The organism is Rheinheimera gaetbuli (assembly GCF_054781935.1).
In genome coordinates, this window is record NZ_BAAGTL010000008.1 from 1 (window position 1) to 12,720 (window position 12,720).

14 protein-coding genes are annotated in these 12,720 nt (G+C 46.9%); 6 read left to right on the top strand and 8 right to left on the bottom strand.

Features of this window, described 5'->3' with window-relative positions; translation table 11 throughout:
- Nucleotides 1-378 precede the first annotated feature (378 nt).
- From ACYVIC_RS07015 to cadR, 3 genes are read right to left on the bottom strand one after another with little or no spacing between them, the layout of a single operon-like run.
- Nucleotides 379-732, bottom strand: coding sequence for a YnfA family protein (locus tag ACYVIC_RS07015; protein WP_049766853.1), 354 nt, complete (start codon nt 730-732; stop codon nt 379-381).
- Entirely contained in the window at nt 707-1,615 is a 909-nt protein-coding gene (locus tag ACYVIC_RS07020) for a cation diffusion facilitator family transporter (protein ID WP_132581479.1), read from the bottom strand. The genes ACYVIC_RS07015 and ACYVIC_RS07020 overlap by 26 nt, the downstream gene beginning before the upstream one ends.
- A gap of 31 nt (nt 1,616-1,646) precedes the next feature.
- Nucleotides 1,647-2,060 (bottom strand): Cd(II)/Pb(II)-responsive transcriptional regulator, encoded by a 414-nt coding sequence (cadR, locus tag ACYVIC_RS07025; protein ID WP_008224336.1) that lies wholly within the window; start codon nt 2,058-2,060, stop codon nt 1,647-1,649.
- Between the two features lie 196 nt (nt 2,061-2,256).
- Between cadR and ACYVIC_RS07030 the strand changes: the two genes are divergently transcribed.
- The 5 genes from ACYVIC_RS07030 (at nt 2,257) to ACYVIC_RS07050 (ending at nt 9,010) form a co-directional block, all read left to right on the top strand.
- Complete coding sequence (locus tag ACYVIC_RS07030; protein WP_008224338.1) at nt 2,257-3,039, top strand: cation transporter; 783 nt, start codon at nt 2,257-2,259, stop codon at nt 3,037-3,039.
- 53 nt (nt 3,040-3,092) lie between these two features.
- On the top strand, nt 3,093-3,458 hold the full coding sequence (locus ACYVIC_RS07035) for a hypothetical protein (protein ID WP_008224341.1): 366 nt from the start codon (nt 3,093-3,095) through the stop codon (nt 3,456-3,458).
- Between the two features lie 50 nt (nt 3,459-3,508).
- A complete protein-coding gene (locus ACYVIC_RS07040) occupies nt 3,509-4,753 on the top strand; it encodes a TolC family protein (protein ID WP_305976153.1) in 1,245 nt (414 codons plus the stop codon).
- Nucleotides 4,754-4,831: 78 nt separating this feature from the next.
- Nucleotides 4,832-5,878 carry an efflux RND transporter periplasmic adaptor subunit gene (locus tag ACYVIC_RS07045; RefSeq protein ID WP_014611698.1) on the top strand — a complete coding sequence of 349 codons (1,047 nt, stop codon included), beginning with the start codon at nt 4,832-4,834 and terminating at the stop codon, nt 5,876-5,878.
- A gap of 9 nt (nt 5,879-5,887) precedes the next feature.
- A complete protein-coding gene (locus ACYVIC_RS07050; protein ID WP_460858546.1) occupies nt 5,888-9,010 on the top strand; it encodes an efflux RND transporter permease subunit in 3,123 nt (1,040 codons plus the stop codon).
- Nucleotides 9,011-9,084: 74 nt separating this feature from the next.
- On the opposite strand, the gene ACYVIC_RS07055 is transcribed toward ACYVIC_RS07050, so the two are convergent.
- Nucleotides 9,085-9,495, bottom strand: coding sequence for a DUF3703 domain-containing protein (locus tag ACYVIC_RS07055; protein ID WP_008985542.1), 411 nt, complete (start codon nt 9,493-9,495; stop codon nt 9,085-9,087).
- 605 nt (nt 9,496-10,100) lie between these two features.
- On the opposite strand from ACYVIC_RS07055, the gene ACYVIC_RS07060 reads away from it, so the two are divergent.
- On the top strand, nt 10,101-10,340 hold the full coding sequence (locus ACYVIC_RS07060) for a hypothetical protein (RefSeq protein WP_460858548.1): 240 nt from the start codon (nt 10,101-10,103) through the stop codon (nt 10,338-10,340).
- A 31-nt stretch (nt 10,341-10,371) separates the two neighbouring features.
- Here ACYVIC_RS07060 and ACYVIC_RS07065 read toward each other — a convergent pair whose 3' ends face one another.
- From ACYVIC_RS07065 to ACYVIC_RS07080, 4 genes are read right to left on the bottom strand one after another with little or no spacing between them, the layout of a single operon-like run.
- Nucleotides 10,372-10,533 (bottom strand): hypothetical protein, encoded by a 162-nt coding sequence (locus ACYVIC_RS07065; RefSeq protein WP_460858549.1) that lies wholly within the window; start codon nt 10,531-10,533, stop codon nt 10,372-10,374.
- A 29-nt stretch (nt 10,534-10,562) separates the two neighbouring features.
- Entirely contained in the window at nt 10,563-10,781 is a 219-nt protein-coding gene (locus ACYVIC_RS07070; RefSeq protein WP_460858551.1) for a hypothetical protein, read from the bottom strand.
- A gap of 46 nt (nt 10,782-10,827) precedes the next feature.
- The gene (locus ACYVIC_RS07075; protein WP_460858553.1) at nt 10,828-12,186 is read right to left on the bottom strand and encodes a DEAD/DEAH box helicase; all 1,359 of its coding nucleotides are present in this window, start codon (nt 12,184-12,186) and stop codon (nt 10,828-10,830) included.
- Nucleotides 12,186-12,686, bottom strand: a complete 501-nt coding sequence (locus ACYVIC_RS07080; RefSeq protein ID WP_460858555.1) for a hypothetical protein — start codon at nt 12,684-12,686, stop codon at nt 12,186-12,188. Before ACYVIC_RS07080 ends, ACYVIC_RS07075 begins: the two co-directional genes overlap by 1 nt.
- Between the last annotated feature and the right edge of the window lie 34 nt (nt 12,687-12,720).

Consider the following 12,720-nt stretch of genomic DNA (forward strand, 5'->3'; position numbering starts at 1 on the left):
TTGCGTTCTGCTAACACCTAAAAGCGGACTTTACAGCCTTAAAGTTGGAATGTCTGCAATTGGCACTGAGCCGCCAGACTGAAAGTCTCTAACGGCAACTAAGAGCGATTAGCGGACATTAACGTCAATAAAATGAAATCATACTTATTTTGCACTTTAAAAGTGATTAAAGTGCAGATTTTTAACTGAATCAGTGACAAAGCACATACCTTGTCACCAACAAAGATAAATTATTGCTATCACCACCTCAGATAAAGCTTACATTTAACAAACAATTTATTCTGAAAATTTCTTAATTGCTGCTCAAAAGACCATTGATATAAATGACAAAAGTACCCAAGTCTTTCTTCTAGTAATACCGTGCTCAAAACAAATTGTTTATCTCGGCGCAAACATTATCACTGCCATGCCTGCGAGCATTAGCCCGACGCCAGCCAGATCCCAGCGGTGTGGTTGAATGCCATCTACTCCCCACAACCAGACTATTGCTATTGTCACGTATACTCCGCCATAAGCCGCGTAAACACGTCCAGCAGCCGTTGGGTGAAGCGTTAACAACCAGGCAAATAATGCCAGACTGATTGCAGCAGGTAACAGCACCCAGGCTGAAGCTCCTTTTTTCAGCCACAAGTAAGGCAAATAGCAACCGACAATTTCTGCTATTGCAGTAATGATAAATAAACCTAACGTTGTAATGACGGTCACTTCACTGCACCTTATCCGGGACTTCATCCCGACAATGTTCTTGTGTTAACTCCAGTTCTATCGTGGTATGTGCTAAATCAAACTGCTCCAATGCGTTAGCAATACGCAGCTTAATATCGGCATAATGGTTTGCAGTAAATGCCTTGCTGGCATTGGTTACCACATGTGCGGTGAGTACATGATGTTCACCATCAAGCGACCAGAGATGCAGGTGATGAATGCTGTCTAACTCATCAATCTTCAGCAAAGTATCTTGGATTTCATTTTGCAATTTGCTGTCTGGCGCGGCTTGCAGAAATAAACGCGCAGTTGTGCTGAGGTTTCGTAAAACATTAACCAAAATAAATAAGGTGAAACCAATAGAAAGCAAAGGGTCAAGGATAGGCCAATCCACAAATTGCAACACAATAGCCACAACCAAAACTGCAACCCACCCAAGAACGTCTTCAAGCAAATGCCAATTCAGCACTTTTTCATTCAGTGTATTTCCTTTACTCAAGCGGTAAGCGGCAAAGCCATTGACTGCAACACCCAGCACAGCTAAAGCCAGCATTCCCTCTGTCACTGGCATTACCGGGTTAGCCAGCCGCGGTATTGCCTCAGTCAGTACCCAAACCGATCCGGCAATCAATACCAAGCCGTTAATTAAGGCGCCAAACAATGACAATCTGCGGTAGCCGTAAGTAAATTGTCGGTTTGCAGACTTTCGGCCAAGCCGGTTCAACAGCCATGCACTGCCAATAGATAAGCTATCACCCAGGTCATGCACTGCATCTGCCATAATTGCTGTGCTGTTGGTTAACCAACCGCCGATAAACTCAATTATGGTGAAACCCACATTAAGAAAAAAAGCCATAGCGATCCGGTTGTCGCTGTCGTCTTTGATATGTGAATGGTTGTGCTGGTGCATTAAGACTCACCTATTTATTGCTGATAACAACTTAGTTGGTTTGACTAACGGCTTCATTCAGTTGTTTTAAAATACCACAGTGCTCTACCGTGCGCTTCGAGTTGCAGCTAAGACGTAAAGCCTTTAGTTGTTTATTAAGCTGCGTTAAATCCGCTATGCGACGTTCTACCTGTTCGATATGCTGTTCAATCATCTGATTGACATCATCACACTGCGACATTGGCGAGTCATTCAAACTCAGTAACTGACGAATTTCTGCCAAACTCAGATCTAAACTCCGGCAGTGTTTAATAAATAGCAGTCGCTCGATGTCGGCCTGATCATAGAGACGAAAATTGCCATCACTACGTATTTTCGCCGAAAGAAGCTGCTCCTTGTCATAGTGACGGATAGTTTGAACAGAACAGCCGGAGATTTTTGCCAGCTCACCAATTTTTATTATCATGCTGCGGCCTATTGACTCTATAGTTACTATAGACTTTAAACTATGTTCCATAACAACCCAAGGTTTATCGGTTATGAATCCAAAATGCTGTTCCAATGATAAGTGTAGCGAAACGGGCAACAGTGAAAATAGCGCCGTTGATGCACCTGATAAGCATGCAAAATATGCCTACCTTAGTGAATTTAGGGTGCCTAAAATGGACTGCCCTGCCGAAGAGCGTTTGATCCGTATGGCGCTGGAAACAGTTGAGCCTGGTGTTCTGTTACAGTTTGATATCCCACAACGGCAGGTTCGCGTTTTTCACACAGTTAATGCCAATGAAATTACACCAAAAATGCACAGCTTAGGGCTGGGCGCATCGCTGACAAAGACCGGGCCGGTGAAACACGAAGAGGTAACGCAGGCCAGACAATCCACAGCATCAGGTTCGCAGCGTGAGGGGTTAATTTTAAAGTGGTTGCTGGGCATTAACGCGGTGATGTTTGCAGTAGAGTTTGTGACCGGTTGGCTGGCCCAATCAACCGGGTTAATAGCTGACTCTCTGGATATGTTTGCCGATGCAGCGGTATACGGGGTTGCGCTATACGCAGTCGGGCGTAGTAGCAAGGTTCAATTAAACGCCGCACAGCTTGCCGGCTGGCTGCAATTGGCTTTAGCCTTAGGGGTGATCAGTGAGGTGATACGGCGCTACCTGTTTGGTAGCGAGCCTGTGTCGACGTTGATGTTAATTATGGGCGCTATTGCTTTGGTTGCTAATGTGATCTGTCTTTCGTTAATTCATCAACAAAAAGAAAGCGGCGCGCATATGAAAGCCAGTTGGATTTTTTCTGCAAATGACGTTATCGCAAATGCAGGGGTGATTTTGGCCGGATTATTAGTCACCTGGACCGGGTCACGCTATCCGGATCTGGTAATAGGGTTCATCATTGGATTAGTTGTACTCAATGGTGCGCGCAGGATTTTACAGCTAAAAGCGTAGCTTGTTGTTAAGTCGCAATAGCGCTACCATAGCGCTAACTTACTGAGGGATTTATGTTAGGTCGTACATCAGGCTTATTATTACTGTTGCTGACTATGCTGAATCATGCCGTGATGGCCTGTGATGCGTTAGTTATGCATTTGCCCGATCATGCCCATACCTACACTGACCTGCAACATGAACACTGCCACTCAGATACCCTTTTCGACGTAAGCAGTGAGCAAGTCACTGCACATAACGTTGAACATAACTCTGAGCATGATACCGACGAACACAGTAATCATGCTCATGTCACCTGCTATATCGCTTTTTTTCAGGGCATGGAGGTGCTTAACTTCCGTGACAGCGTTATAGCCGCTACCCAACCAGGGTTAAACCTCATTAGCTATCGCCCACCGGTGCCGCCGCCAAATATCTGATCCTGCTTGTTTATCCTTTTTATTAACGATTAACTTTCAGGAGCATACCCATGCGTATGACACTAATGCTGCCAGCAATACTGGCGGCGGTATTTTGCGCGCTTCCGCTATGTGCCGAGCCGCAAGCACTGACATTACAACAGGCAATAGATAAAACACTGCAACACAACCCGCAGCTGCATCAGTTTAAATTTACCCAACAGCGACTGCTGGCAGAGCGTGATGTGCAAAGCCTTAAACCCGGTTATCAACTCGGTGTAGAGCTTGAGAACGTTGCGGGCACCGGAGAGGCCAGAGGGCTGGCCGGTGCTGAGCTGACAGTCGCCTTATCTTCCGTGATAGAGCTGGATAACAAAGCTCAGTGGCGCGCTGCGGTAGTAGACGCCAGGCTCAATACTCTTGATTGGCAGCAACAAGCGCAAACCCTCGATGTGCTGGCCGAACTTACCCGCAATTATATTAATCTATTGGCCAGCCAGCAGGAATTGACACTGACAGAAGAGGCAGTAGAGCTCTCAGAAGCCCTGCTGCAAAGCGCAGAAAAACGTGCCGCCAGCGGTGCCTTGTCAGATGCTGAAATCATGCGGGCAAAGGCGCAACTGGCTCAGGTTCAGATCGGGCGGGACGCCCTGTTGCAGCGCATTGAGCGGCAAAAAATAGCCATAGCACGTTTTTGGGGTGATACCAGCGCCAACTTTAACGTTGTGGCAGGTAATTTGTTTGCTTTTGGTCAAAGCCGCCCTTTTGCCGAGCTGTATCAGCGGCTGCAACAATCGCCGGCGTTAACCATTTTTGCCTCTGAACGTCGGTTAAAAGACGCTGAAGTGCGACTGGCGCAAAGCCAAAACCGCGCAGATCTGAGTTGGCAAGTAGGGGTAAGACGCTATCAGGCCAGTGACGATACAGGCCTTACCTTTGGTATCTCAGTGCCATTATTTGCTGAACGTCGCAATAGTGCAGCCATCGAAGCTGCGCTGGCAGAGCGAAACAATGTCGAGTATCGGCAGCAGGATAGCTTACTGATCCTGCATGAACGCTTGTTTGATGCCTACTCGCAACGGCAGCAATTCATTACCAGTCACCAACAGTTGGCGCAGTACGTGATCCCCAACCTGGAACAAGCGCTGGATCTTACGCGTGATGCATACCAGCGCGGGCGCTCAAATTATCAAGATTGGCTTAATGCCCAGCAAGAATTGTTGCAGGCAAAAAGACAAATACTGGAAACCGCCACTGCGGTGCTATTGAGCCAGGCGACGATTGAACAGCTTACCGCCGAGCCGGTAACGCAGTAACTGACAAGATTATTGCCCCGGTGCCGCACTTCATTAACTGTGCGACGTGGCAAACAGAATATACAGGAAGATAGCATTATGAAGTCACATCTAACACTGGCAATGTTTATTGCAGCCTGGCTGATGCCGATGCAAGTAATGGCTGCCAATGAGCAAGAACATGCGCATGTCCATGCCAAAGAGCAAGCGGTAAAACCGCAATCTGACGCTAAGAAAAATGAAGAGCACGAAAAACACGGCGAGAACGAAGAACATGAAGAACATGAAGAACACAATGAGCATGAAGGGCACGACGAAAACGACGAGCATGAACACAATGAAACCCTAAGCAGCCGCATTAGTGATGATATGGCTACGGCGGTAAATATTGTCACTGATCGTGCTGACAGCCAGTTATTACGCCAACATCAGGTGGTTTATGGCAAGCTTAGTGCTGATCCAAACCGCATAAGCCATGTTAATGCCCGTTTTCCCGGTCTTCTTACCTCGGTGAAATTCTCACTGGGTGACAGCGTAAAAGCAGGCGATGTGCTGGCCGTTGTCGAGTCAAATGAGAGCTTAAATACCTATGCCATTAAAGCACCAATTGACGGCGTTGTTATTCAGCGCAGCGCCAATGTTGGTGAAATCGCACAGCAGCAGACGCTGTTCAGCATTGCTGATTTTGGCAGCCTGTGGGCCGATTTTCGCGTGTACCCATCACAACAAGTTGCTGTCGCGACAGGACAAACAGTGGTCATTATGGCCGCTGACACTGAGATTAACGGCGTAATTGCGCATATCATTCCGTCATTAACCCAGCCCTATCAACTGGCCAGAGTTAAGCTGGATAACCGTGACGGTAAACTGTCGTCCGGGCAATTAATCGAGGGTGCTGTAATAAGCGGTGAATTCAACGTTGAGCTTGCCGTTAAAAAGTCGGCCATTCAAATACTGGACAATAAAAGCGGAGTCTTCGTAAAAAACAATAGCGAATATGCCTTTACCCCATTACAGCTTGGCCGTAGCGACATGGATTATGTCGAAGTGATTGCCGGTTTAAAGCCCGGCCAGTGGTATGTCACGACAAATAGCTATCTGTTAAAAGCGGATATTGAGAAATCTGAAGCCGAGCACGCGCATTAAGGGGGCACTATGATTGAATCCATGTTGCGCCTGGCTATTGCGAGGCGGTATCTATTTTTAACGCTGACACTGTTGATTATTGCCATTGGTAGCTGGAGCTACCAACAGTTACCGATTGATGCAGTGCCGGATATTACTAACGTTCAGGTACAAATAAACACCGCAGCACCGGGTTATTCGCCACTTGAGGCCGAGCAGCGTATTACCTATCCGGTAGAAACTGCCCTGTATGGCTTACCCAATTTAAGTTATACCCGTTCTTTGTCTCGTTATGGCTTGTCACAGGTAACGGTGGTATTTGAAGAAGGCACGGACATCTACTTTGCCCGCAATCTAATCAACACCCGGTTGGGCGCTATCAAGGATATGTTGCCTGAGGGCATAGAGCCTGAAATGGGCCCTATTTCAACCGGGCTTGGTGAAATCTTTATGTATACCGTGCAGGCCAAACCGGGTGCACTGCAACAAAATGGTTCACCTTACGATGCCATGGCACTGCGGGAAATTCAGGACTGGATAATAAAACCTCAGCTGGCACAAGTTAAAGGTGTGGTGGAAGTAAACAGTATTGGCGGCTATAACAAGCAATACCATGTGTTACCCGACCCACTGAAACTGCTTAATTATGGCCTGAGTATTAAGGATATTGAGCTGGCCCTGCAAGCCAACAATGACAACAGAGGCGCTGGTTATATTGAACGTGAAGGCATGCAACTGCTGGTACGCTCGCCCGGTCAGTTAACCTCACTGGATGACATTGCCAATGTCATTATTACGCAATACGACACAATACCGGTAAAGCTGAGTGACGTTGCCGACGTTGCCATTGGCAAAGAGCTGCGAACCGGTGCGGCAACTCAGGATGGCAAAGAAGCGGTGCTGGGTACAGCCATGATGTTAATTGGTGAAAACTCACGCACAGTGGCACGGGATGTGGCGCAAAAGCTGGAGCAGAGCAAAAGCTCTCTGCCAGAGGGTGTTATTGCTGAAGCAGTATATGACCGCACCACCTTAGTGGATAAAGCCATTGCAACCGTCAGTAAAAACCTGCTGGAAGGCGCATTATTGGTGATCGTAGTGTTGTTTATCCTGCTGGGTAACCTGCGGGCAGCGTTAATCACTGCGGCAGTGATCCCGCTATCAATGCTGATGACCATTACCGGCATGGTACAAGCCGGCGTTTCTGCCAACCTGATGAGCCTGGGTGCGCTGGATTTTGGCTTAATTGTTGATGGCACGGTGATTATTGTCGAAAATGCGGTTCGCCGCCTGGCACAGGCACAACACAACGGCAGTATCCAACCGCTGAGAGAGCGCTTAAATACAGTGTATCTGGCAACAGCAGAGGTTATCCGGCCCAGTTTGTTCGGTGTGGCCATCATTACCATAGTGTATATCCCTATTTTTTCGCTGACCGGTGTCGAAGGTAAAATGTTTCATCCTATGGCAGCGACTGTCGTTATTGCGCTGTTATCCGCCATGGTGTTGTCACTGACGATTGTACCAGCCGCTGTGGCGGTGTTCTTAAATGGTAAAATCAGTGAAAAAGAAAGTGCGGTTATCAGAAGCGCTAAAACCTTGTACGCACCGCTATTAGCGCTGGCACTGAAATGGCGCGCTCTGGTCATCGGTTTGGCCAGTGCTCTGGTTGGTGTGTGTCTGTGGCTGGCCACCACCCTGGGATCGGAGTTTGTGCCTCAGCTTGATGAGGGCGATATCGCTTTACATGCCATGCGTATTCCGGGCACCGGCTTAGAACAAGCCGTTGCAATGCAGGAAATTCTGGAGCAGAAGATCAAAACCTTTGCTGAGGTTGATAAAGTGTTTGCCAGAATTGGTACGGCAGAAGTGGCGACCGATCCGATGCCACCCAATGTGGCTGACAACTTTGTGATATTAAAACCGCGCAGTGAATGGCCCAATCCGGATAAAACCAAAGCCCAATTGGTCACTGAAATGGAAGCTGCTTTGGCGACATTGCCTGGCAATAACTATGAATTTACCCAACCTATTCAGATGCGTTTTAATGAACTGATTTCCGGTGTACGGGCAGATCTGGGTATTAAGGTATTTGGTGATGATTTAGATCAGCTGGTTACAAGCGCTAATCAAATTCTGCAAGCGGTCAACAAGGTGCAAGGTGCTGCGGATACTAAAGTCGAACAAGTCACTGGTTTGCCAACCTTGTCGGTGATCCCCAATCGAACCGCGCTTGCCCGTTACGGCTTAAATGTGGTTGAACTACAGGATTGGGTAGCAGCGGCAATTGGTGGTACGTCGGCCGGTATTCTGTATGAAGGTGACAGACGCTTTGAGCTGATAGTGCGCTTGCCGGAAACCCTGCGTCGCGATCTGGACAAACTGGCAGTGTTGCCGGTGCCATTGCCAAATGGGGACTTTGTGCCGTTGCAGGAAGTGGCTACCTTAGATTTATCGCCTGCGCCGGCACAAATTAGTCGTGAAAATGGCAAACGCCGGGTAGTGGTAACCGCGAATGTGCGTGGGCGAGACCTTGGCAGTTTTGTAGAAGAGGTAAAGGCCCAAATCAACCGCGACGTTGCATTACCAGCCGGTTACTGGCTGGATTATGGCGGTACTTTTGAGCAATTGGAGTCAGCAAGTCAGCGCCTTAGCATAGTGGTGCCTGTTACGTTGCTGCTGATTTTAGGTATTCTGGTGATGGCTTTTGCGTCATTAAAAGATGCGCTGATTATCTTCAGCGGTGTGCCGTTGGCGCTTACCGGTGGCGTGCTGGCGTTGTACTTGAGGGGGATGCCTTTATCAATCTCTGCCGGCATTGGCTTTATCGCCTTATCAGGTGTGGCGGTGCTGAACGGCCTGGTGATGCTGAGCTTTATTCGCGATCTCTGGCGTGAAAAAGGTGACTTGCTGCTTGCGATAACGGAAGGCGCGCTTACCCGGTTGCGCCCTGTGCTAATGACCGCTTTGGTCGCGAGCCTTGGCTTTGTACCGATGGCGATTAATATTGGCACCGGTGCTGAAGTGCAGCGTCCGCTGGCGACAGTGGTGATTGGCGGTATTATCTCGTCAACCTTACTGACCTTGCTGGTATTGCCAGTGCTATATCATTTGGTACACAAAAACGATAGCCGCAAACAGCAAACGGAATAATCATTAATCTGCTTCGCTGTAGCCCAATGCTCAGCGAAGCAGGCTTTCGAACGTTTTGGCAATAAGATGGGTGTTTATGCCAATACGATTAAAACGATAACCGCGTAAATAGTCAGGCGTATTAAGACGTCCCGCCAAATGGGGCTGTCAGCTAGCAAGGGTTGCAAGTCAGCTGGCAAGGGCACTGGCTTTAAAGCAGAGATATTCGCCCCACCAGGATTTCCCCTTGGAACCCAACCAAATATAAAACCCGGAACCGTTGCTATCAAACGGACGATCTGACCAATAACCTCGCGATTATCATTGCGTTTAAGCCCAATCCGCAACATCTGCCAGTGCGTCGCTATATGCGGTATAAAATATCTCTGCCCTAAAATATGCGCTCTTTCAAGAGACTTAAACGCATTGTCTAAATCATTGACTTGTTCAGCCTCCATGGCTGAGCGCATGCTGATTTGGTACTCATGTTTAATTTTTTTATTCATTTACTATCACTAAGATAATGAGTCTGCGAAAGAAAAGAGCAATCCTCGCTCGCTAAATAAGATACGCGAAGCATATCACTGATTATTAAATTAAAGCTTAACTTAAGTGTACTCTTTAGAGACTACATACATTAGATAATGATAAGACATAGATTCTATTCTGCACTTTAATGTGCATTAAAGTGCAGATCTTCAAATGGATCTGCCCCAAAGTGCATACCTTGTCACTGACATAGTTATTTTCGATACTGCTGTCACTATTTTAGTGAACATTAACAATATGTAAAACAACTTTGAATTGTGACTGATTAAACCAGTAATGTCAGCTTTTGGCACAGAGCAGCTATATAACTTCCGTTAAGCAATAAATGAAAAACCCAAGCTTTCGCCTGGGTTACTCGTTCGTCTCTGGTGGTCTGCAGTTGCAGTGATGTTCCAAAGCCCTCGAGAAAATTATACCTGCGGACTGACAACGGCGCTACTCGGTTTTATTACTACGCTTTAGGAAAGAGTGTGCTGCTTTTTAAAGGTCCTGGTAAAGACTTTACGTCAAGACCTTCCAAGTCTAAGCTTTAACTATTTATTAACGAACATTGGTTATTTGCATGAGTGTGCAATTTTTATCAGATGAACAGGCAATAGCGATGCTGCGGATATGGAGAGATGCAGGTCACGATTTAACGACCTTGGCAAAATTTAAAACTGATGATGCGAGTAAGAAAATATTACTAATGCTACCGGGCTATGTCTGTAATAACTGGTATCAGGTAGGCCTGCCATGCACTGACTTCAAAGATGCAATGTCCCACTTCGGTGAGCTACTTGATGTTGTAGTTTTGGACTAATTCAATTAAGTACTGGTTTTACAGTTTGCTTTTAGGGCATCGGGTAGTGAATATCCTCATACTCCTTGATAATTTGCACTAATTCGTCGAATTCATCGCCTTCTGGAGTGCCATGTTCAGCTTCCAGAAGCAACTCAATACGGTCGAGCGCAGCGGCGTGCTCTTGATCATTTGTTAGTGGTGGCAGTGCCATGTAAATTCCTTCATTCACGCGATTAACTTCTATTCTGTTTTATAAGATATGACTCGTGCCAGGTTTCGGGCTGACGCAAGCTGTTCATCATCAAGGGTTTGATCTGTGTGCTTCCTCGCTACCAATGCTGTGCGATCGTCAGCAATTTCAAAAATTAAAATATCACCGACGTCTATACCAAGTTCAGTGCAAAGCTTATCTGGTAGTGGCAGGAGGTTGTTTTCAACAAGCATAACTTGAAAGCTCATATGTCCTCTTAAGTATCCAGCGCTGGAAAGCCGATTGCACCAATTTTTAGAATATTGAAAACACCTGCTGTCTGTAACTGCCCTTTAGGCTAAATAGCAATGCAGAATTGGCAACGGTATCTTGGGTTGATTCAGAATAGCAATGCCAACTCTCGCCTAAAGCATTAATTTTATTGGGCTGGCCGGCGTTGAAGCCCGACTCTGCATTCACAAGCGCATTGGAATTATCTGGAGACTCAATCTTTTCAAAGCGAATTATTTCTTCCGGGATGTCTTGCTGCAGTCGCTGAGCAAACTCAAGCAGCGATTTTTCAGCGAAGCTTATCAACCATGCCTTATTGTTTGCTATCCCCGGCATTAATCGCAGAACCCGACCAAGTACCTGGCGAAAAAATAATTCGGTTCTTACCAAACTAAGATGTGCGCATACTCGCAGTCGAGGGATATCTGTGCCTTCAGACACCATTGATACACTGACTATCCATTGAGTATCGGAAGTTCTGAAGTTTTCAATAACGGCTTGGGGAGATGGCTCCCGGTAGCTGACCATTACCGCAGTCTGATTAAACTCACTATGTAATATGTGTTTTATTCGCCTGGCCTCTCGTACTGAACTTGCGACAACTAAACCTGCTGCGTTGGGCTGCCCTTGTCTTGCGATGTAAAGTTGCTGCACTGCTATTGTTAGCAGATGGCTTAAAGCCTGACTGTCTGCGAGGAGCTCTGAGTACCTGAGCTCAGAATGCTCTATTGCTGATTTAAGCGAACCGTAGGTTTCCTCGTTTACCTGCAACTTATCATTGTCGATCAACACGACTTCCGGCAGCCGGCATACACCATCATTTATAGCGTCGGCAATGCCATAGACATAGTCACAGTGAATCGTCTTATCTGGGTCGATATAGCTCGCCAGAGTAATTGGCGCCAGATCACTGCGCCATGGCGTGCCAGTCATCGACAGTATGTACTTTGCTTGACTACCCAAACTGCGCAGAACCTCTCGTCCCCAGGCGTTGGCTAATTCTGGCTCATCACCACCACAGTGATGAATTTCATCAAAAACCACTAACACCCGGCTTGTTGTCAAAAAGCTCCAGTCAGCTGTCTTACTGCTCGCAAGGTATTGGTATGTATAAACTCCGCCGGCGGCGCCTAGTTGCCCATGCATAGGCTTAGCTAATACTGAAGAAAATGTTGTGCGCATGCTATTAAGCACGGCAACTGAGGGGGCAAAACACACTACATAGTCAATTTCATTGGCATCAAACAAGCGTTTTGCAACGATCGCAGCCATTACTGTTTTACCAGCACCGGGTGTCGCCAATGCCATAAAGTGCTTTTGCCGACGCTGAAACTTTTGAAGTGCCAATGATGCGCACTCTTTTTGCCAATGACGTAGCTGCATTATTTAAAATCCTGCAGAACGCTCTCAATTGCAGACAGTCGCCCCTGATACATAACAGCACGTTCTTTTGCGGACATGAATTTTGACTGAAGAGAATGTTTGAGTTCTGGGAATTCCCGAGAAAGCTCCTGATACTCCTGTGCCTCTGCACTGGCAGATGCAAGGGCAGTGCTGTAATCATTAAGCTTTCGTTGCAACGCCTCCAACCCCGGCTTTGTTTTAATTTCTGCTGGAATTGCAGCGGTGCTCATGGTTTCTGCTAACTGTTGGCCATTGTCACTCAATGAGTAAGTATTTTTCTGAGGTTCTGTCGGATGTTTGCTTACTGTTAATACACCTTCTTGACTCAGCACCCATACCTGCTTATAGATTTTGATACCCAGGTGCTTACTTGAGGTAGCTGTTAAAAGGCCTGTGCATAACGATTTTAAGTCGCTAATCGTGAAATTATCTAGTCGATGCTGGTGAATAAGAGCAAGCAACGTTTTACGAACTGACATACTACATTTTCCTGACAGTTATGGATGCGGATCG